Consider the following 20105-nt stretch of genomic DNA (forward strand, 5'->3'; position numbering starts at 1 on the left):
AATCACTCCATGTAGGCGCCGCGCCCATGCAGGAAGGCGGCGCCGCTTTGATCAGGCCTTGGCCCGCTTCAGTTGATCCAGCAGCGCCACCGGCAGACCCTTCAGGGTCAGCGTGCCGTTTGCTTCGTCGAACTCGATCTTGGAACCCAGCAGATGAGATTCGAAGCTGATCGACATGCCCTCAGCGCGGCCGGTGAAGCGGCGAAACTGGTTGAGGGTGCGTTTGTCTGCGGGGATCTCCGGCGACAGGCCGTAAGCAGCTGCACGAGCGAAGTCAGCGAATGCCGTCGGGTTCTGCTCGTCGATCACCTCGGAAAGCTCGTCCAAGGTCACCAGTCCGCCAATCTTTGCTTGGCTGCTGGCGTAGTCGACCAAAGTCAGCGTCTTCTCGCGCACGCTGTCCTTCGGCAAATCCTCGGCCTCAACAAAGTCGGTGAACGCCTTGAGCAAGGTGCGGGTTTCGCCCGGCCCGTCGACGCCTTCCTGACAACCGATGAAGTCACGGAAGTAGTCCGTTGCCTTGCGCCCGCCCTTGCCCTTGATGAAGGAAATGTACTGTTTCGACGCGGGGTTCTTCTGCCACTCCGAAATATTGATCCGGGCCGCCAGGTGCAACTGGCTCATGTCCAGATGGCGCGACGGGGTTACGTCCAGCTCGTCGGTGACCGACACGCCTTCGCTGTGATGCAGCAGCGCGATGGCCAGATATTCCGTCATCCCCTGCTGATAGTGCGCGAACAGCGCGTGGCCGCCGACAGTCAGGTTCGACTCTTCCATCAGCTTTTGCAGATGTTCTACGGCGTCCCGGGTGAATTCCACGAACCCGCAACCGCCGGACAGGTACGCTTTGAGCCAGCCACTGAACGGGTACGCGCCAGACTCAGGGTGGAACAAGCCCCACGCCTTGCCCTGCTTGCCGTTGTAGCTCTCATTGAGGTCGCCGAGCATGTTTTCGCTGGCGGTGGTTACGGCCAGCTCCGTGTCGGGGGTGTGCAGCACTGCCGGGGTGCCGTCCGGCTTCTTGTCGATCAGGTAAACGATGGCGTGACGCAGTGGCATAGTCAGATCCTTGAGGTGGGTTGGCGCACCTTCAGCGGGGCGCCTGCGCGGGTCAGTCGTAGGTGTGGTCGCCTTCACGGCTGTCGATGATCAGTTTCGCGGCGCCGAAATACATGGCCGCGATCTGGCGCTTCCACTTCGACGTCATGCCGAAATGACGGCCGATTGGCTCGCCATCGAGCAAGGCGCTGTATACCTCGCCGTATTCATGCCCGCGGTCGGTGTGGCCCGTGATGCGTACACTGATGCGGTTGGCGTATTCGACTTCGGAACGCGTGCGGTCGAGCAGGCCATGCCGGGCGCGGTGGCTGGCTTCTGGCTCTGCATCGAAGAGGATGTGGATATAGCGTTGGCGGATGCCGTCTGACTCGCTGATGGTCACATGCGGCAAGTGCCAACCATGCTCAAGCGCCTTTTCCTGATTCGCCTCGACAAAGGCGTCCAGTAGATGGTTGAGGCTGACGAACTCAGGAATCATGTCATCGTGAAGGACTTCATCAATCGCCTTTTCTGCCCGCCGCAGCATGTCGCCAGTAACGCCCGCGTCCATCCAGCGGTCTTTAAGCGCCGTGATGATTAGATCGTTGTAGCGCGGCAGTTCGATCACCTGAGCAATGTTTGACGGCAGTGCCTTGGCAATCTCGTCGCGCACCTTGCTGCTGAACGAACCGTGCGGGGCGAAGACGTCTTTCACGACTTCACTAAACAACCGCTCAATACTGGCGCCGATGATCTCGCCCGGTCGGTCGCTGTTTGAAAAAGTGACGACTTGTTCTGTCAGCACCTCCTCAAGCGTTTTTCTTTTCGCTGCACACATAGTGCTACTCCCTACTTCACACTCGTGGTTATCGGTCGGCGGCGCGGGCGATATCCAACATCACCCGGCGCCCCATGTACGGTTCAAATCGACTCGCCAGAAGCGCGGCCAATTCCTGCCACCCTTTCCGCGCTGCGCCGATCCTGCTGCCCTCCAGCGCCTCTACAAGAATCACCGTGTTGACCCGATCCATTTCAACCGCCAGACCCGCTTCCAGCCGCTGCGCCAGTTCGGCCGCAGCGAGCGCCCATGCATCAGCGCTAAACAACGGCTCTTCAGCCGCCTGAAAGGTTTCAAGCATCGCCTGGGCGGTGGACAGGAACCGGAGCCGGTCGAGCAGGACACCCGCTGCGACCCGGCTGATAAGCATTGGTGAATTCATCGTCAAGGCCTTGGATGGCTAACCGTCCACGACATAATGACACAACAGCACAATAACTCAATAGCGTTTTTATGTTGTTCTGCTCGACCTTTTTGCGAGGTTATGCAGCGCCCCGATTCTCGTGGTCTTGATACTGTTCGCTGGCGTGCCACTTGCTGAGCAGCATCCGGACTTCGCCAGGCACTACCCGGCCCGCCACTTCGACCATCTGCACACACGCCTCAAGCAGCACGATCTCGCGCGCATACTCAGCAATGAACTCGGCTTTGTTGCCGTGTACCGCTTTCATCGACTTGAGCGGGCCGGTACCGGGCTGGTGATGTCCCGCACACAGAGGCAGCACGTACCAATGCGCGTGCTTTTTGGTGCGGCCGTCGCAGTGATGGATCGACACATACGCCTGCTCTTCGTAATTGCGCGGCCTGCCGTCCAAGATGCAACAGATGCACCCGCACACGTCCGCCACGGTGTCGTGCCATTTCTCTTCGCCCTTCGTCTTGCTTCTTCCGTCCATTGCCATTGCTCACCACCCCTACGCGGTCAGTCGCTCTTTCATAGTGCCGCCCACAATCTGCCCGAGCAGTGCTCTGGCCTGTTTGGCAGCGTTGGTAATTTCGGGCTTTGCGCCAGTCTTCGGTTCTGGCGCGACGGTGATGGACGCAGCCTTGGCTGCGACTTCCACGACCTTTTCGGCCTCTGCGCGGCGCACGCGCAGCTTCTCGTGCGCCTGAGCTTTCACCACGTAGGATTCGCAGTGGCGAAGCAATGAGCTGATGGGGTGGCAGTTGTCGGCAATGGCGGGCGTTTTCACCGCTTCGACGTAGTAACGGGTGGTCAGCGGGGCGATGTCTTGCCCGATGCGCTCGACCACCTTGGCCATCTGGCCGCCCACGGTGCGGTTGTAGATCGGCCACTGGCGGTACTTGGCATGGAACGCCACGGCATACGCGAGCCAGGCGGCGAACGTTTTACTGTCGGGATTCTGCGGGTAGTTGGCCGGGGCTTGTCCCAGTGTCTTGCGATCAGCAGCACTGAGCGAATTGTCGTCATTCGCTCCCACAGGGTCAGCTGTGAGTTTTTTAACTGCTTTTTCAATGCTAACTGCTTGTTTATTATTAACTAAAGCGTCGGGCTTTGCCGTATCCGGCTGAGCCGTAAGCGGTGAATCCGTACCCGGCGCCACCGTTTCCGGATTTGACGGAAACGGCTGATCCTTGCCCTTTTTCTGACTCGCGGTGAAGCTCGCACCAGCGTCGAGGTCTGGCACTTCAGACACTTCGTAGCTGACCCCAAGGAATACACCGTCACCGCGTTCAAACCGGCGGACGATGTAACCCGCCATTTGCAATTCCTTGAGAACCGAATACACCTTGTCGCGCCCAGCAGACTTGCCGATGGCGTTCTTGGTGCGGTTGATCAGGTCTTTGATTTGCACTGTCCAGTTGTCTTGCTTGCTCAACAGGTACACGAGCATTCCGCGAGCCTCCCAGCTCAAGCGGTCGTCTTCGATTGTTGGCGTTGGCAGGACGTAGAACTGGTTTTTGCGGGCAGCGCGAATGATGCTCACAAGCACCCCCCGGATTGGCAGGTGACAAGGGCAAAAGTCGGACTTGCTGCGGTTAAAAGGCGGGAACGCCTCTCAAAAATGGCAAAATGAATGATTGCCAAGCACGGCGAGGCTTTGCTATGGAAGCAATTATGGTAAAGTCGGGGCACGGTGTTCGACATCTCCTGATGTTATTGGGCGATGCGGCAGTTCCCACGGCTGATAGCTTTGATAAAAAGCAGGCCTAAAGCATGGAAGGCTTAGTGGTGCAAATGGTCTAAACATCGTATGCGTCTAAAAAAAGAACCTTCGCTTGCAGGCGGGACGGTTCTTTTTTTTTGCCTCTAATTCGGTGGATCCCAGATAAGCTGCGCGCTGTATAACATACAGGCGTATTGCCAGCCAATTAATCCCTTATCCCCGGACATTGTAAATACTGTTCTTTTGAACAGCTCACCGCTCAACCCCTTCTGATTTCGTCCAGCTCTCGCAGCTTTTGCGCATAGAACAGCTCAACTTTTGGCAGCTTTCGCAGCTTCGCAAAGGCCTTCACATAGAAGGCTTCCGACACGCCTCGATACCCGAAACACGCCTGCTCAAGCTGTTCAAAATTACGCTTACCCACTGCACCCACCGCGGCCTCTCCGCGCGCATCAGCCATGCGTTTTAGGCGCTTGGCGCGATTCAGCGAAGCCCGCAGTTCAGGGTAGGGATAAGGCTGATCCAGATAGCCAAAGGGCAGCCCTGCGGCCTCTTCGACCTTCCGCGCCAGGAACTCAGGAAACCCGCCCCGGTCTTGCATCGCCTGAGTGATCTGGTTCGCGAGGGCATGGCATTCCGCATCAGGCAGATGCTTAAACAGCGCGCGAATGCCTCTCGGACTGTGCAGGTCTGCATACAGGCTAAATCGCTGCTGTCGTGCCCGCTTCCCGGCGTCAACCGCTTCCTTCGCGGTGCTGGCGCCTTCAAACACTTCTAGGTTCATGCTCAAGATTCCATAAGTAAACCGTGGGTAATTTACGCGCAACCCCATAAAAACGCTATTAAACTTTAGAAAACCTGTTTACTCTCCCCGGTCTGGAAAAGCGAGCCGCAAACAGACCTGTCCGGGGATCAATAGGGACAGGACAAGATAAGAACGGCTCCGATTGAGAGGGGCCATTCCCAGTTCAAGTTCGTGCGCGGCTCAGGCCATGCAGCCATCATCAGTAAGGAAACAGGCATGTTTTTCAAGAATCTCCTGCTCTACCGGATCACCCAAGCATTCGAATTCACAGCCGAAGCGCTGGAAGCCGCATTGGCTTCAAAACCGGCCCGCGCCTGCGCCAGCCAGGAAGTAACCACCTACGGATTTACCGCCCCATTCGGCAAAGGCGAAGACGCTCCACTGGTGCATGTCAGTGGCGACTTCCTGCTGGTGAGCACCCGCAAGGAAGAACGCATTCTTCCGGGCAGCGTGGTGCGTGATGCGGTCAAAGAGAAGGTGGAAGAGATCGAGGCCGAGCAAATGCGCAAGGTCTACAAAAAAGAGCGCGACCAGATCAAGGACGAAATCATTCAGGCGTTTCTGCCGCGCGCGTTCGTTCGCCGCTCCAGCACCTTTGCCGCTATCGCGCCGACACTGGGGCTGATCATCGTCGACAGTTCCAGCCCCAAGCGTGCCGAGGATCTGCTGTCAACTCTGCGCGAAGTGCTGGGCACGCTGCCGGTGCGCCCGCTGACCGTGAAGATGTCGCCAACAGCCACGCTGACCGACTGGGTGAAAATGCAGAAAGCGGCCGATGACTTCTTCGTGTTGGACGAGTGCGAACTGCGCGACACCCACGAGGACGGCGGCATTGTGCGATGCAAGCGCCAAGACATGACCGGTGAAGAGGTTCAGCTGCATGTCAGCACCGGCAAGGTCGTCACACAGCTGTCGATGGCGTGGCAGGACAAACTGTCGTTCGTGCTCGACGACAAAATGGTGATTAAACGCCTGAAGTTTGAAGACTTACTGAAGGATCAGGCCGAGAAAGACGGGGGCGAAGATGCCCTTGGCCAGCTCGACGCGAGCTTCGCCCTGATGATGTTGACCTTCGCTGAGTTCATCCCGGCATTGCTGGAAGCGCTGGGCGGCGAAGAGTCCCCTGAAGGTATTTACGCCGTGGACACCGCTGCGGGCGTGTCGATGACCATTAGCACCCCGGAGGGGGTGACGATGACCATCGGAACCGACGACGAACTGCTGGTTGAAGCAATCGCCTTCGTCCGCGAATCAGGCCTCACGTCCACCAGCGCGGTACAGCGCAAATTCAAGATCAACTACAACCGCGCCGCCCGAATCATGGAGCGGATGCAGGCCAACGGCATCGTAAGCGCGCTAAACGAGCAAGGCGCCAGAACCATCTTGTAACAGCACTGCCCGGCGGGCCAACGTCCGCCACCACGCCAAGGATTAGCGAAAAATGATCGTGACTTTTGATGGCCGCCGAGACACCAGCAGCGGCGATAAACCGAGCAAGCCAGTGAAATGGACAGGCAGTTTTACAGTAGCGGATGCGGCGGGTAACAGCCTGACTGCAACGTGGGAACCCAATGGCTTACCGCGCATGAACTATCAGGGCGCACGCAACCGGGCAAGGCAGTTGATCGACAGCCTCAAAGCCCGACTCTTCGAACAACACAAGCAGCCGATCCGAAAGGTAGCTTTCACACTGACATCGCGATGAGACATTACGAGATTGAAGGCATCGACCTGCGGTTACCGCAGGTTCTGGTTTCCCCCCAAGTGGGCACCAACATACAGAGCGGCAAAGCACGCTTGATGGTTCTGCCCTTGCGCCCACAGCCGTCTGTTTGCGCGGGCGCGCTTGCGCGATTTGGACTCGAGTCTTTTTCAGAGGAAGAGTTGATGCCAGCAGCCCGCGTAGCCTTCCGTTCGGGATTGATCCCACCGCCGATTGGCATGGGCTACGCTTTCGAATTGATTCGTGAATTCGTACCAGAAAAGCCGCAAAAATTTGGTACGGGGATAGTGCGACAAATGGGCATAACCCGCCTGCTGGATATCACCGCTGAGCACTGGAAGTTGTGCGGCTATTCCAGCCGAGAAGACTTCAATTCGTATTGGCACCAGGCGGCCGCCGACTTGAGCGAGCACCCCAACCCGTGGTGCTGGCTGATCGAATTCACTTTCAAGGGGTGACACATGGCTATACCTGTTATCGCGGCGCTACTGCTCCACGTCGTCTGGCTCGCCCGCTCCTACCAGCACGCCAACCCGGCGATAATGAAGTGGATGCGCACAACCTGCGCCGTCAGTTCGCTCATTTTGACCACCGCGCTGTTCTGTTTGGTCGACCAGCGTGTGAGCAGCTTGGCATCAGCGAATTTTTATTTCTGCGCCGGTTCAGGCGCCAGACAGGTAGTAAGTGTCACATCTTCCCCTGACAATTCAATTTGTTACGCTGAAATCAGCAATCTTGACGATAATGCTAAATGACAACTACCGTCCGTCGTCTAATTGCTGCGCTATTGGAACTTAGCTTTTCACTTGCTACCTTAGCGAGTGTGGGGCGCAGTGTGGGATCGGCAATTTCTGATATTCGGGAAAGCCTTATGCCACAAGGCCTGCAAGGCATTTCAACCGGGGATACACCATCCCCGTAGCTTTCGGTAAAATCTGCGCCTCTAACCCCCAATGAAGTACGGACTGGGAAAGCTCCCACAACCCCTGTCACTCAGTCCGAGAATGGAAGCTGCAAGCAATGCGAACCCATACCGTTACACCCTGCAAAAAGGTCGAAAACTATGCCGCTCAATCAGAAAGTTATCGCGACGATAATTATCCCCGGCGTCTACCAAGATAAAGGCGGACTAGCCCTCAAAGTCAGACCCACAGGCACTAAGTCTTGGCTCTTTCGCTACACCTCCCCAACTGATGGCGAACGTCACGATATGGGCTTAGGGGCGTTCCCTGAGATCAATCTGACTGAGGCCAGGAAGAAAGCGACAGAGCTACGCGCTCAGGTCATCAAAGGGATCGATCCTCTTGAGCAACGCAAGGAAGCGTCTAGTGCTGCGGTAACTGTTGAAGATGAGGCGCTGGCTTACATTGAGCGGCATCGAGCAGGGTGGTCGGACAAACACGGGCAGCAGTGGCTCAACTCGCTCACTGAATACGTGTTTCCAAAAATCGGCACCATGCCGGTCGGATCTGTAGAAACACCCGACATCATGAAAGTGCTCGACCCGATCTGGACGGAAAAGCCAGAAACGGCGCGTCGTGTGCGCAACCGCCTGGAGCGGGTATTTGACCACGCCAAAGCCCATGGGCATCGCCAAGGCGAAAACCCGGCGCGCTGGAAAGGTCACTTGCAAAACCTGATGCCGAACAATCAGAACAACGTCACCCAGCTCGACAGCATGGAGTTTTCTCGCATCCCGTACTTCATGTACATGCTGGATGGCGAAGACTCCAGAACGGCGCGCTGCTTGCAGTTTCTGATTCTGACCGCGTGCCGTACCAGCGAAGCGCTGGGCGCGAAGTGGGAAGAAATCGACATGATCAATCGCGTGTGGACGATCCCGGCCGCGCGGATGAAAAACAAGGTCGAGCACCAGATACCGCTCACTGAAGAGGCGGTCAACATACTGCGCGATACAGGCTCCCGTGGCCGAAGCGAGTACGTGTTTCACGGCCCGCGTTCGACGACGATGCTGCCGGACAACGCATTGCGCCGCCTGCTGCGCAAGATGGGCGAGAAGCACTGCACGCCTCACGGTTTCCGCGCGACGTTCCGCACCTGGGCGGATGAGAAAACCGCTTTCTCGTTCGAGCTGTGCGAAATCTCACTGGCGCACGTCGTGGGCAACACGACTTCCCGCGCCTACGTGCGTGGCAACCAGCTGGAGAAACGCCGCCCGCTGATGGCCAAGTGGTCGAAGTTCGTCATGGAACGAGTGACGCCGCATCACCCGATCATGGCAAAGCAGCCAGTACCCCAGCAGACGCTGGGTCACATGTAACTGCACACCACGAACCAATCCCGGCGGGATCCCTCCCCCGTCGGGCTTTCCCTGCAACGCCAGCCATCCCCTCACTAAAAATCGGCAAAACTCGCCTTTTCATGCGTTTTGCAGGCATTTAGCCATCAAAAAAAGTATCCCCGGACAACTTTTGTCAGAAAATGACGTTTTTTGTCACTTGGCTTGATCCGCAACCGGAAGTGGCCCGCGCCCCTGCATCCCCCGTGCAACGGCCTGTTGCTTGATGCAGTCGAGCACTTGAGAGGCGCACTCGGTTAGCGCGTTTTCCGTCTCATCAATAGCGCGATATGGATCTTCATTGAGCTTGAGTGGTGGGCGCCCCGGCAGACGGCACGGCACCAGGCTGGCGCAGACCTGCGGCGGCGGCTCGATAAGCAACGGGGTCGGTTGTTTCGGGGCGGGCGTAGCGCATCCCGAGAGCAGTAGGGACAGACAGACTGAAGTAATCAGCAATCGCTTGGTCATTGCGCTTTAGCTCATCAAAGTTGCGGTTTATTTGGGTCGACTGCATGGCCAGCGTGCTGTTCATCTGGCGCGTTGCCTGGCTGACTTGCGCCAGCTGCTCCTGCACCAGCGTGCGATCAGTCAGCGCCTGGGCCAGTGTCGTGTTGTGCGCCGTCAACGTCTCGACTTCACCCGCCAGCCGGTCGACCTGCTGCTGCGCGGCGTTCTCGCTCTGCCGGTAGTGGTCAGCTGTCCACAGCGCCAGCACCAACACGAGAGCACCGCCAAACCATCCATATACGTTCACACCTACCTCCCGCGCCTCAGCGCTCAGTTATGCCTTGTCCGGCTCATCACGGGCCGCCTGTTCCTTGCGCGGCCGCTCGACAGCCTTCCCGGCGACGTAACCGGTGGTGACGGCGCCGAGCACCATTCCGGAAATGACCTCCAACGAACCGGCGATGATCCGCACCAGCTCAGTGGCCTGCGGGCTGCCCTGCGCCATCCACACCACGCCGCCCATCACGCCGCCGAACACACACATGATTGCCGACAGCACGGTCACGCACAGGGCGAAGCCGAAGCGCTTCACCGACGGTCTGCCGGTGGTGCCCTCTTCGACGAATCGACCCAGCCAGCGCAGTAGATCGTTCATGTCTGCATCGCCTTCTGTGCGCGCGCCAGATACTCCACGCGCGAGGGATAGCCGATTAACCCACCGTTGATTTTCTCGGTGATCAGTTTGAAGCTGCCAACATCAGCCAGCGCGTTGAGGCCGCGGCTGTACCAGAACCATGCCGCCGATTGCGCCGCACCTTCTGGCAGGCGCAGATAGTCCGGTACCAGTGACAGCTCCAGGCCCATCGCCTTGCCGAATTCCTGATGGTTGGCTTTGAACGTAAGTTGCTTGAGTCCGGCGCCGCGATAGCGCCAGCCGTCGCCGCTTTCCTCCGGCCCGTTGTCGAAGCGATTGGCGTAGACGTTGTTGGCAATGGCTTCCGGGTTGCGCGCCAGCTTCAGCCCCAAGGCGTTCGGCTTGTTGCGGGGCTTACCGTCGATCATCACCTTCACATAGCCGCCCTTCCCGTCCGGCACGGCGTAACGGCTGGGCCAAGTGTTGGCCAAGCCGTCGGCGCTGTAATTCAGGCCTTCAGTCACGCGTAAGAACTCGCCCGATTCGTGGGCAATCTGCGCCAAAAATGCAGTGATTCGATGGAAGGTGTTGATCTGACGCGAACGCATGGCCACGTTGAGCGGAGCCAGGTATTGACCGCAAGCGTCACGCCCCTTTTGCGTGGTGCAGACCGCTTGCAGTTGCGCCAATGTCACCAGTTCTTTATCGGCCATTGCCCTGCTCCCGCTCCAGTTGTTCAACCTTGAAACCGAGGCGAGCAGCCTGCTGTACCAGCGTCTCGTTTTTGTCTTCCAGCTTGCCCACACGCAGCGTCAACGCAGCTACGTCGCGGTCGGTCATTGTCTGTTTGGCGGCAATCTCGCCGATGGATTTCACAACCCCATCCAGCTTGTTGCTGAAGTCCGTAACAGAACCCTTAACCGAAGAACTGATGTTGTTCCCCAGCCAGCAAATGAACGTAATGAACAGCACCTGCAAGCCGTTCATTACCGCCTTCATCACTGGGCTTTGCGATACCTGCGACGTCATATCCTGATCCCATTACCCATAAGCACATGGCCATCATTTTCCGATGGCCACGCGGGTTTTCCGGGAGGGGGTTTGCGCTATCGGCGCCGTCGACCGAGCACATTGCCGAGCATGTTCAACCCCTTGATGACGTTGTTGATCCCGCCGATGACGGCAGACAGACCCTTGTTCTGGTTTTCCTGGCTTTTCTTCCAGTTCTGGTAGCTCGGCGACTCAAACAGCGCGATGACCTGACTTTGCGGAAGTCGACTCGCCGTTATCAGGTCTTGATTGAAGTACAGAGCTAAGTCAGCTTTCGTGTTCGTCATCTGCTTCCAGCAATTCACACGCCCCTCGGCTGATTCCGGAACGGGGGTGAAATCGGGCTGGCCCCAGCGCGGGTACCTCCTTGCCATCGACAACCGTCCCCGGTTCCGTGACTTGAGCGGCCAGCACACCCTGCGCGTTGAATACGGCATGTACAAAGTGCTGAAGCTGTTGAGACGCCAGTGAATACGCATCGAACAGCGTCACAAACTCGGTTTCCCGCGCGCTGCGCAACACGTCAATTCGCGCCTTCAGCGCCTTGCCGTAGGACACGGGGTCGACGTACTCCAGTGGCGGCTCATCGACGCCGCGGATGCAGGCCGACATTACGCCCAGCTGCCAGCTGAAATAGGTTTTTGGCAGTGTGCCCGTCTCCACCAACGTTTCGATGGCTTCGGCCTGGTACCCATGTAGCGGCGTACATAAGTGGCGCTCGCCGCCATGGTCGAACTCGACGCGTTCCACATAATCGGTGTCACCCAGCAGGTAGTCGTGTAGATGCCCGCTCCCCAGTTTAAAGTCCGGGCCGCCCTCGATCATCGCCGCCAGATAGAAAATGACAACGTTCATGCGCTCGTTGACCGACCACAGCAGTGGATCAGTCACAGACAGCTTGCCCGGCGGGCGTGGGATCTGCTCACAGACCGCATTGAGGAATGCAGTAATGGTGCGCTGGGCGAATTGATAAGGGATGGTGCACAGCTCCTGCACTTGGCCGATAGTCAGTTCGCGGGGTTGCACCGACAGGCGCAACGAATGCACAGGTTGGATTGCCTTCATAAAGCCCCAAACGTTTCGTACTGCGTGAAAGTCAGGTTCAACGCCGAAAACTCTTCGACGCCACGGTTCTGCGCCACTTGGCAGCTCACCGGGACAAGAACCCACGAGTTTGCATAGCCGCGGCCTTCTTCAATAGCGCCGTGGGTAATGGTGAAGGTGTTGGCGTAGTCGCCCGGCAAGCCGTAGGTGCCATCCGGGTGGGCGTGCTGGCGCTTCAGCTCTTCGAACCACGTCTTGATCTCGCCGTCGACGTCGTAGCAGGTCAGTGACAGCTCCATCGGTTCCGCCCCAGTTGGCACTTGGACGAACCCAGAGCCGATCTTTTTCGCTTCATACCCCAGCTGCACGCCGTTGTAGCTGAACTCAGTCGCCAGCAAGTTCACCCGCGGCGCGCCGACTTTGCCTATTGGCTCCACCAGCACATGCCACAGGTTGGAGCGTTCGCGCAGAACGCCCATGGATTCCTCATACATTGCGTACAAAGTCGCCCAGGACGTTCCCGCCAGCGCCACGTTGCCGCTGCCGTATGAGCTGGTCGGCCCAAGGAAGTTATCCATCAACCCGTTGGCGGCCGCCGAGAGGTTGCCGTTAAGCAGATTCCCGGCAATCTTGGTGAATTTGATAACCGGCGCCGACGCGCTGAGGGCACCAGCCACTTTTCCCAGCGCTTGATCACCGAGGCGTTCGAAGATGCTGGCCATCAGACGAACGTCCAGTCTTCACTGAATGCCAGCTGAGGTAGCCGCATTTCATAATCCTGAATCGCCATCTGTACCTCTGCCACAGACCGCCCGAACAGCTCCGCGCCCTGCGAGCGGGATGCCTCCAGCGCCATGCTGTTTTCCCGCTCCAGATACAGCAGCCACAGCGGTCGAATTAACGACATCTCGCTGGTGTTTATCTCCACGTCCTGAGCCACATTGCTGCCGATCAGCGCCTGGTCGTCGACCTCTTCGCCACTTGCCAGATCGGCGCAGCCACAATATTGCCGCGCGGCATCCCGCAGGCTGCGCTCTACCTGTTCGTCGGTGAGCACGCAGCCAATTGGCAGCACAGCCATGTGCTGCTTGACCAGCACGCTGATCTTCATGCCAGCCCCTTACTTGTTGCCGAACCAGTGGAAATGCATTGTTCCCGCCAACAACAACGCCGTATCGTTTTCCCAGTCTCGGTCGGGGGTGTCCATCACAAAAAAGGCACCCTTGATGTCAAGGCTGTAGGCATGATCTTCAGGGCGCCCCGCGTAGGCTGTCGCGTCGAACACGGCACCGTTTTCGATCATCTTGATCAGTTCCTGGCCGACGGTACCGGCTTGCACTTCGTAGAGAGCTACCGGGCCTTCGAACTTGGATTTGTTGTTCTGTGGTTGCGCCATCGCCTGCCCGTTGGGGCCGAAAAACTCCATGGCATCTTTGACTGTCGCTACAGGCCACGGGAACTGCTTGCACAGCAGTTGTAGCTTTTCCATCCCTGGGGAATGGATGACCAGCACCGCGTCAGCGGTCGAGGCCTTGCGCCCCAGGTCTAAAGTGTTCTGGTAGGTGCTGGATAGCACCTGATGGATATTGACCGTCATCGGGACACCCCTGAGTTTGTGTATTCAGGGCAATCATCGGGCATAAAAAACCCCGCACAGCGGCGGGGTTTGCATGGTTTGGCTAGGCTTTACCGGGTGAAAAACCGCTTGATGTCGGCGCGATCCAGCGCCGTCAGCGTGGCCATATTGACCTGCACCGTCAGCGCGATGAAGTTGCCCCGAGAGTCCTTCGGCCCGTGCAGCGGGTAGCTGATCGACTCCACAACCATCGGCGCGTAGGTCTGCGCAGCGTAGGTCAGGCCGAGCAGCTTCGGCGCGAACGATGGAAACAACGCCTTGATGAAGCTGTCGACGTCGCGCGCAGTTTGCAGCACCTCGGACAAAATTCCCTCTTCGGCCAGCTCTTGCGGGAAAACCCACTCCAGCAGGCGCTGTAACGGCGCCATCACTTCTTTCGCGGCATCCGTGGTCGCGCGAAATTCCATGCTGAAGTTCATGCGTACCGGCGGCGCTCCGCTGAATACCTGGCGCGAATTCAGCTTGGTCATGCCTGTACGGCCTTCCAGCTCTTTCACCGCGGCCTTGAGCTTGTCGGCTCCCGTGTCGAGCATGCCGCCGATCTTCCCGTTCGGATCCGGGTTCACGGCCTGCAATGCGTTGATCACCGGCACCAACGAGCCGCTTTGAATCATCGCGGTAAGCGCGGGCGCCTTGGTTTCCGCCCCCATGTTTTCGAAGGGGCTTTGCCAATTCATCGGCGCTTCAAACGAGCCTTCTTCCATGGCGCCATAAACGCCCTCGTATTCCTTGATGTCGGGGACGCCCTTGGAGTCGCACACGAACAGCCGCGCCAACAGCAGCGGCGACAGGTTGCCCCAGTCGCTGCCCAAGTCGTTACTGGCCGCCTTCATCCCCATCAGCGAATCAACGGCACCGCCAAACGCTATTCCGGCCTTATCACCGTCAAGAAGCGCATCCACGGAACCGCTGATTTTTTCGCCAACCTCGGAAAAGGTGGTTTCGCCATTCCAGAGCGCCGAAACGGTACCGGTGACCGATTCAGCGCCGCTTTTGAGCAGGTTCAGGTTTTCTTTGCCACCCACGAAGCCAGCAAGCTTATTTTCCGCCTGATTGGCCACGCCAGTGATAAGCCCCTCCCCTGCTCGCCCCACCGCACTTGCAGCTGACCCCAGCAGTTTGTTCGACGTGCTCCCTGCCAGGGTGCCGGTCACACCCTTGAGGGAACTGGACAGGTACGCTGCGCCCTTGTCGATGCTGAGATCCACGGCTTACAGACCCATCTTCTTGCGCACACGCATGGAGCGGGCACGTTTGATCTTCGCCGCACCGCTGAAGGCTTTGCGCTGCATCTTGCGTACAGCCGCCTTCTGTTTGGCGTTCAAGCGGACGGTGCCCGCAATGCGCTTATTGATGCGGATTTTCTTGCCGCCGCGCACCACGATTTTTTTGCGGTAGGTGGCGTCCAGCATCTTGTCGTCATCGTCGCCATCAACGAATCGACCGGCATCGTCCATCATGGCGTCTTCGCCATTTGGGAGCTTGTCCAGCAGTGCTTCATGCACACGCTCGGCTACGTCGTTGTCGAAGGTTGCATCGCCGAGCAGTGCGTCAATGTCATCTTCTGGAATGCCCTTCTCTTCCAGATAGTCGCCAACGACTTCGGCAACCATGCCAGCATATTCCACTTCGTCTTCGGTCAAATCGGTGTCGCTGTGGGCGGCGGTACCAACGACCAGCGCCAGCAGGCGATCGCCGTAGCCTTCACCTTCTTCCAGCTCGTCGGTCTGCGCCCACTCGTAGACCACGCGCGTAGCGTCCAAGCGCATTTCTTCGGTGTAAACGATGCCGGGCACGTCGTCGGCGTTGTTCTGGTTTTTCGCGTTGTCGAGCAACGCAGCGGCCGCGGCGGCAGCATCGCTGCCACCGGCCGCTGCCTTATGCACGGCGTCCGCCACGGTAGTCGAGTTTTTGAGGATTTCACTGAGCAAGTTCATACCAGCCCCTTACGATTGACGGATGATGGATTGTTGCGCTTTGGTGATACGGTTCGTCCCTTGGTAGCAGACGTCGTACTGCACCGACATGATGTCGTAAGGCGCCGACTCATCAGGTTGAGTCCGGGTGCGCCAGGCAGAACCATCCAGCTCGGCGGTGCCGTTAAACCAGCCAGCCGACTCGCATGCCGGGAGCAGGTTTTTAGCCATGAACCGGGTCATCATGGTGACGGAATCGTTCATTGGCTTTTGCAGTGTTTCCTGACCGTAGGCCGCCACCTTGTCATCAAGGAAGGTCGCCATTTCCGCCACGGCAATCAGCTTGCTCGCGCCAGTGGTTTGCGCACCGGTCAGCGAGTCAAGCCAAGCGTATTTGCCGCCGCTGGTTGGGTAGTCCTTGAAGATGCACGGGTTGATCTGGTTTTCAGCCAGCAGCTCCAGATCGTCCACCTCGTTCACGTCATACGTCTGCGTGATGTTGGTGCCGCTCAGACCGTAATCACTGCCTGCAATCACGCGGTTACGCGGAGCGATGCCCTTGGCGTTCACCTGGGCGTTACGCGCGCAGCGCAGGCCGATCTGTTGGCCCGAAGTACCGAAAAACGCTTTACCACCGGCAATCGGGTTGTCACGCTTGAGTGGCGCCCAATAGGCTTGGCCATACAGGGTTTTCACGCTGGCGCCGATGGACTGCACGAACGCGACAGCAGCTTCCGGAGACAGGCGCCCAGGCACGTCGAACGGAAACTGCTTATTCAGCTCTTTGCCCAAGTCGGCCATCAGCGACAGCAGCGCAACGTTTTCGGTACCGCCCGCATTCAGGTAGGTAAAATTCGGCTTGGAGCGGCGCAGGCGATCAGCAGCCGCGGCCATTTCTGTCGCGGTGTAAACCTTGCGGCCCTCGGTGAAATACTCCAGATGCGCCGAAACGAACTTGTCCTGATTGTTCGCCTTGCCGTAAAAGCCGCACGTCACCGGTACCGAAGCATTCGCTGCGACCTCGATCACGTCCAAATCATCGGTGCCCTTGTCGATCACGTCTGCGATGTAGCTGCTGTTGCCGTACTCATCGGTCGCGTTCAAATCCAGCGAGCCGGTGAATGGGCCGATGATGGTCTTACCGCTCACCTTGTCGATGAACTGCACAGTGATGATCTTCGACGGCACAGCGACGCCCTGATCATCCTCAGCCGCTTGCGCGTTGATTTCGCAGGTCAGACCATCGTTGAAGCATTCGTGGTGCTTAAACGCGATCAGAGCGCCTACCGGAAGCTCAGCGCTTTCGAGGCCAGTGCTCCAGACGGCCGGAGCTTCACCACCGGCTTGCGCCGGAACAGTAGCCGTCGCAATCAGCAGCTTGTTCACCGCATCGCTGGCGATCAGGCGAGAAACGACGGCCTGCTGGGTGCCGTAACGCAATGCTTCATAAACCTGAATCATCGCCTCGCCCAACGGCGAAATGTTCAGGCTCACCGCTGCACCCAGCTTGCGGTCAATCCGCGACAGGGAAACGGCAAACACCTTGTCGATGCGGCCACGGGCGAAGCGACCGATAAAGCCGCCGTTGTAATCCGACGCAACCGAACCGATCTCGGATTTATCCGCGATGTAGTTCTGCTGTACGCCGGAGCGCTTGTTGATGGCGCGGGACATGTTGACAGTCATTTGCAGCCCCCTTATTCAGTCACCGCGCCAGCACCCGAATCGGCACCTTTGCGAGTAGCTGGTTTCTTGCCGTCGGCGGGATCCGAAACTTCCGAATCCTCTTTCACGGGCTGTTCTTGCACAACGTCAGGGACTTCAATTACTACGAAGTCTTTTTTGTCGCTGTTGTAGCGGGCTGCCAGTGCGGCACTGTCGGTCACGACAACCCAAGCCTGCTCAAAGCTCTTAACCTTGAACTGCACACCCTCGGCGCCCGGCGCAATGACTTCATTGAGTCCCGTCGACGGCACCAGCAGCGGCTTGACCGCTTTGTGAGTGATGGTCGCCATGAAGGGGTACGACTGTCCGGCACAGATGGCTTCTGCCAACTTGCTCGGGTCATCCCCCGCCCCCTGCTTGATTTCAATCTTCGCCATGTTTCACCTGTAAGCCCTTGTCTGAATCCCAGCGCTCTCGCCGCGCGCGGCCAGCGAATTCGCGTTTGATCGCGTCGTACTGCTTGGCAGTCGGGCACTGCACTATCTTCTCGCCGAACTGCAAAAGCCTGGTGTTCAACGGGCGCACCACGAGGATGTTCCGGGTGTTGTTCACTAGGGTCAGTTCGGCAGGAAATTCGGCAATGTCCGGCAAACCCCACGAGGAAGACTGTACGGCCTCATCAGCCCCTTCCTCGGCGCCGGTTTGCTCGTCTTCATCGCCCTCCGATTCAGATTCCGGCGGCGGTGGCGGCTTGGGCTTCCAGTCGGGCGGGAATCGCCCCATACCGGGGAAGAAAACCCGTTCCCCCACGACAAGTGCCGCGGCCGGTGGCTCGGCTGGGCCAGCCCCATCACCTGGCTGGCCATCAGCAGCTGGTGGCTGGGATGAATTCGTTGCATCAGTGGTGTCACCAGTTGCTGCCTTGTCGAGGGACAAAGAAACGGGCGCCGTAGCGCCCGCCTCTTTGTTGTCGAGGGCATCACTGGCCGGAGCAGCATCTACCTGGCGAGTTGTCCGAGGCGCTCGGGACTTGGATTCGCTGGCGGGTTTACTTGCCTTAGCCATATCGCCCCCTTATCAGTCCACCAGCGTGTCGACGTTCTCGACAGTGATCAGCGCACAGCCCATTGCGGACAGGTCGTGCGGGTTGATCTCGGTCAAGCTGCGGCCATACAGCGCGGCGCCCGACTTCAGGTCGCTCAGGATGCCCAACGGGATCAACGTCGGCGCCAAGGCGTCGGAGAACACGACAGGGTTACGCGCAACCTGCGCCGCGCGGCCGATGGCCAACATTTCCAGACTGGTGGCGGTTTCGTTGACATGACGCGGGGTGTAGTAGACGTCGTACTGGTTTTTGTAGCGACCTACGCGGTAGATGCCTGGACGCGCCTGGACACCCGACGGGGTGAAGTCGTCGGCACCCATGGTGCGGAAGTTCGAAGCGCCCTTTTTACCCACGAACAGCATCGAAATGCCGTATTCCATGGTGTTGTTGGCGACCTCTTGGTCAACCTCACCCAAGAATGCGGCAAAGTCGCGCCAGCGTTGGGCACGCGACTTTTGCAGCAGCTGGTTGGCCGCGTCGAAGTCGAACATCTTGCCGGTGATGGCTGCTACTTCGCGGATCTTCTCCAGAGCCAGGTAGTAACGCTCGTTCGCCCACTGGCGGCGCGCCGAGTTCACCGAGACGGTCAGGAAGTCCGCGCCCAGTTCGTTTTGCGCCTGGCTGCGAGCGCCCGGAGTAACCTGCATCAGCACGCGCTGTTCGGTGCAAAACAGGCTGAAGCTTTCGGCCTTGGTCTTGATCGTAGGCGTCAGTTCCGGTTTGGCTTCGTAGTCGATGAAGCCTACAACTTTGACCACGACGTCCGCAGGCAGGGCCGGGGCAAAACCCAGCGAACCGGTACCAGCGCCATACGTGACGCTGCCGGAAATGCCGTGGGTAGTTACGGTACCGTCGGCCTTGCGGACGTTGACCTGGCCAGCAATCTGACGAGCCGCGGTAGTAGCGTTCGGGTTGATTTCGATGGCCACCTTCAGGCCGTTGACCTTGACGTAGGTGCGCGTCGGGATGAGCGGAACACCCGCGCCGGTACCGGCCAAATCGGTCTTGAATGCAAACGTCGCAGTCGCACGGTCAACCGCCAACTCTGCAACCACGGAGCGCTCAGCGCTGATGTAATGCTGGCCGCTGTTCACGCCGTCGAGAATATCGCCGTCCTTGTGGGCGCCGAAGTTCGAACCGGCAACGCTGTTGACGATGGCCAGTTTCGATTCGTTCGACGAAAGGTCGGACGGCAGGTAAGCGCCAAACGGCATGGACTCGGCCAGGCCGCCGCAAATCGCGACCGAAATACGGTTCGGCTGGTGAGAGAGCGGAGTGCCTTGCAACGAGTTGCTGACGCTATCCAGCGTAGCGCCGCCGGGCAAAACGCCTGCGCTGCCATCAGCAACCGACAGACCTTGCGACAGCGCTGAGTCAATCATGTCCGCCGAAGGCATGAAGCCGTGTTCGTACTGGAAGCGACGGATACCGTCGAGCAGGGAAGCCAGGATCTGTGGGCGGTGCTTTTCGTCAACCGCCGCCATCAGTGGCGCCATACGGGCCGGAAGCATGTCGTCAGGGTTTTTGATGGCTTCGCCGATGGCGTTTACCGCGGTGTCGGACGTGCTGTCGAGCATGTTGCCATTACCACGGCTCAGACGCACCAGCTCGCCGATTTTCTGCTCATCCGCCGCCAGAGTGGTGTCGGGCGCGTAAATATTGCTCTTGCTCATGTCTTACCTCGTTGCCAGTTTTTTGGGCTGCGCCCGATCTGTGTCAGCAACGATTTTGAGACGTAAAAAACCCCCATCCGGATGGGGGTTTGCATGGTTTGCG

The 20105-nt window shown here is 58.5% G+C and carries 26 protein-coding genes and 2 pseudogenes; 6 read left to right on the forward strand and 22 right to left on the reverse strand.

The window, feature by feature from the left end; all coding sequences use genetic code 11:
• Window positions 1-51: 51 nt before the first annotated feature.
• From yejK to ACP7EE_RS24730, 6 genes are all read right to left on the reverse strand, one after another.
• Window positions 52-1059 carry a nucleoid-associated protein YejK gene (gene yejK / locus ACP7EE_RS24705; RefSeq protein ID WP_426237417.1) on the reverse strand — a complete coding sequence of 336 codons (1008 nt, stop codon included), beginning with the start codon at window positions 1057-1059 and terminating at the stop codon, window positions 52-54.
• A gap of 52 nt (window positions 1060-1111) precedes the next feature.
• Window positions 1112-1876 (reverse strand): hypothetical protein, encoded by a 765-nt coding sequence (locus tag ACP7EE_RS24710; RefSeq protein WP_426237419.1) that lies wholly within the window; start codon window positions 1874-1876, stop codon window positions 1112-1114.
• A gap of 28 nt (window positions 1877-1904) precedes the next feature.
• A complete protein-coding gene (locus ACP7EE_RS24715) occupies window positions 1905-2258 on the reverse strand; it encodes a hypothetical protein (RefSeq protein ID WP_426237421.1) in 354 nt (117 codons plus the stop codon).
• 100 nt (window positions 2259-2358) lie between these two features.
• Entirely contained in the window at window positions 2359-2778 is a 420-nt protein-coding gene (locus ACP7EE_RS24720) for a Ref family recombination enhancement nuclease (RefSeq protein ID WP_426237423.1), read from the reverse strand.
• 12 nt (window positions 2779-2790) lie between these two features.
• Complete coding sequence (locus ACP7EE_RS24725) at window positions 2791-3825, reverse strand: hypothetical protein (RefSeq protein ID WP_426237425.1); 1035 nt, start codon at window positions 3823-3825, stop codon at window positions 2791-2793.
• Window positions 3826-4264: 439 nt separating this feature from the next.
• Entirely contained in the window at window positions 4265-4789 is a 525-nt protein-coding gene (locus ACP7EE_RS24730; protein WP_426237427.1) for a hypothetical protein, read from the reverse strand.
• 237 nt (window positions 4790-5026) lie between these two features.
• Here ACP7EE_RS24730 and rdgC point away from each other — a divergent pair.
• From rdgC to ACP7EE_RS24760, 6 genes and pseudogenes are all read left to right on the forward strand, one after another.
• Window positions 5027-5944, forward strand: a pseudogene (rdgC, locus tag ACP7EE_RS24735) (recombination-associated protein RdgC); the annotation flags it as partial.
• Between the two features lie 60 nt (window positions 5945-6004).
• Window positions 6005-6199: a DNA translocase FtsK gene (locus ACP7EE_RS24740; protein ID WP_426237561.1), complete on the forward strand. Its 195-nt coding sequence runs from the start codon at window positions 6005-6007 to the stop codon at window positions 6197-6199.
• A gap of 52 nt (window positions 6200-6251) precedes the next feature.
• Window positions 6252-6515, forward strand: a complete 264-nt coding sequence (locus ACP7EE_RS24745; RefSeq protein WP_426237429.1) for a hypothetical protein — start codon at window positions 6252-6254, stop codon at window positions 6513-6515.
• Window positions 6512-6991 (forward strand): hypothetical protein, encoded by a 480-nt coding sequence (locus ACP7EE_RS24750; protein WP_426237431.1) that lies wholly within the window; start codon window positions 6512-6514, stop codon window positions 6989-6991. The genes ACP7EE_RS24745 and ACP7EE_RS24750 overlap by 4 nt, the downstream gene beginning before the upstream one ends.
• A 3-nt stretch (window positions 6992-6994) precedes the next feature.
• A complete protein-coding gene (locus tag ACP7EE_RS24755; RefSeq protein ID WP_426237433.1) occupies window positions 6995-7288 on the forward strand; it encodes a hypothetical protein in 294 nt (97 codons plus the stop codon).
• A gap of 308 nt (window positions 7289-7596) precedes the next feature.
• Complete coding sequence (locus ACP7EE_RS24760) at window positions 7597-8814, forward strand: tyrosine-type recombinase/integrase (RefSeq protein ID WP_426237435.1); 1218 nt, start codon at window positions 7597-7599, stop codon at window positions 8812-8814.
• A 174-nt stretch (window positions 8815-8988) separates the two neighbouring features.
• Here ACP7EE_RS24760 and lysC read toward each other — a convergent pair.
• From lysC to ACP7EE_RS24840, 16 genes and pseudogenes are all read right to left on the reverse strand, one after another.
• Window positions 8989-9222, reverse strand: a pseudogene (gene lysC, locus ACP7EE_RS24765) (Rz1-like lysis system protein LysC); the annotation flags it as partial.
• Window positions 9131-9586: a hypothetical protein gene (locus ACP7EE_RS24770; protein WP_426237437.1), complete on the reverse strand. Its 456-nt coding sequence runs from the start codon at window positions 9584-9586 to the stop codon at window positions 9131-9133. The gene ACP7EE_RS24770 and the pseudogene lysC, both read right to left, overlap by 92 nt.
• A 27-nt stretch (window positions 9587-9613) precedes the next feature.
• The gene (locus ACP7EE_RS24775) at window positions 9614-9934 is read right to left on the reverse strand and encodes a hypothetical protein (protein WP_426237439.1); all 321 of its coding nucleotides are present in this window, start codon (window positions 9932-9934) and stop codon (window positions 9614-9616) included.
• Complete coding sequence (locus ACP7EE_RS24780) at window positions 9931-10608, reverse strand: glycoside hydrolase family 19 protein (protein ID WP_426237562.1); 678 nt, start codon at window positions 10606-10608, stop codon at window positions 9931-9933. The genes ACP7EE_RS24775 and ACP7EE_RS24780 overlap by 4 nt, the downstream gene beginning before the upstream one ends.
• Before the next feature lie 7 nt (window positions 10609-10615).
• A complete protein-coding gene (locus ACP7EE_RS24785) occupies window positions 10616-10942 on the reverse strand; it encodes a hypothetical protein (protein WP_426237440.1) in 327 nt (108 codons plus the stop codon).
• 77 nt (window positions 10943-11019) lie between these two features.
• Window positions 11020-11250: a hypothetical protein gene (locus ACP7EE_RS24790; protein ID WP_426237442.1), complete on the reverse strand. Its 231-nt coding sequence runs from the start codon at window positions 11248-11250 to the stop codon at window positions 11020-11022.
• Window positions 11231-12028 (reverse strand): hypothetical protein, encoded by a 798-nt coding sequence (locus ACP7EE_RS24795; protein WP_426237444.1) that lies wholly within the window; start codon window positions 12026-12028, stop codon window positions 11231-11233. Before ACP7EE_RS24795 ends, ACP7EE_RS24790 begins: the two co-directional genes overlap by 20 nt.
• The gene (locus tag ACP7EE_RS24800; protein ID WP_426237446.1) at window positions 12025-12729 is read right to left on the reverse strand and encodes a hypothetical protein; all 705 of its coding nucleotides are present in this window, start codon (window positions 12727-12729) and stop codon (window positions 12025-12027) included. Before ACP7EE_RS24800 ends, ACP7EE_RS24795 begins: the two co-directional genes overlap by 4 nt.
• Window positions 12729-13118 (reverse strand): hypothetical protein, encoded by a 390-nt coding sequence (locus ACP7EE_RS24805; protein WP_426237447.1) that lies wholly within the window; start codon window positions 13116-13118, stop codon window positions 12729-12731. Before ACP7EE_RS24805 ends, ACP7EE_RS24800 begins: the two co-directional genes overlap by 1 nt.
• Before the next feature lie 9 nt (window positions 13119-13127).
• A complete protein-coding gene (locus ACP7EE_RS24810; RefSeq protein WP_426237449.1) occupies window positions 13128-13604 on the reverse strand; it encodes a hypothetical protein in 477 nt (158 codons plus the stop codon).
• A gap of 89 nt (window positions 13605-13693) precedes the next feature.
• Entirely contained in the window at window positions 13694-14797 is a 1104-nt protein-coding gene (locus tag ACP7EE_RS24815; protein WP_426237451.1) for a hypothetical protein, read from the reverse strand.
• A 57-nt stretch (window positions 14798-14854) separates the two neighbouring features.
• A complete protein-coding gene (locus ACP7EE_RS24820; RefSeq protein ID WP_426237453.1) occupies window positions 14855-15580 on the reverse strand; it encodes a hypothetical protein in 726 nt (241 codons plus the stop codon).
• 9 nt (window positions 15581-15589) lie between these two features.
• Entirely contained in the window at window positions 15590-17245 is a 1656-nt protein-coding gene (locus ACP7EE_RS24825; protein ID WP_426237455.1) for a hypothetical protein, read from the reverse strand.
• 11 nt (window positions 17246-17256) lie between these two features.
• Complete coding sequence (locus ACP7EE_RS24830; protein WP_426237457.1) at window positions 17257-17661, reverse strand: hypothetical protein; 405 nt, start codon at window positions 17659-17661, stop codon at window positions 17257-17259.
• Window positions 17648-18289, reverse strand: coding sequence for a hypothetical protein (locus ACP7EE_RS24835; protein WP_426237459.1), 642 nt, complete (start codon window positions 18287-18289; stop codon window positions 17648-17650). The genes ACP7EE_RS24830 and ACP7EE_RS24835 overlap by 14 nt, the downstream gene beginning before the upstream one ends.
• A gap of 12 nt (window positions 18290-18301) precedes the next feature.
• Window positions 18302-20002 (reverse strand): hypothetical protein, encoded by a 1701-nt coding sequence (locus ACP7EE_RS24840; RefSeq protein ID WP_426237461.1) that lies wholly within the window; start codon window positions 20000-20002, stop codon window positions 18302-18304.
• Window positions 20003-20105 lie beyond the last annotated feature (103 nt).

It is taken from the genome of Pseudomonas sp. TWP3-2 (assembly GCF_049897765.1).
Classification (GTDB): domain Bacteria; phylum Pseudomonadota; class Gammaproteobacteria; order Pseudomonadales; family Pseudomonadaceae; genus Aquipseudomonas.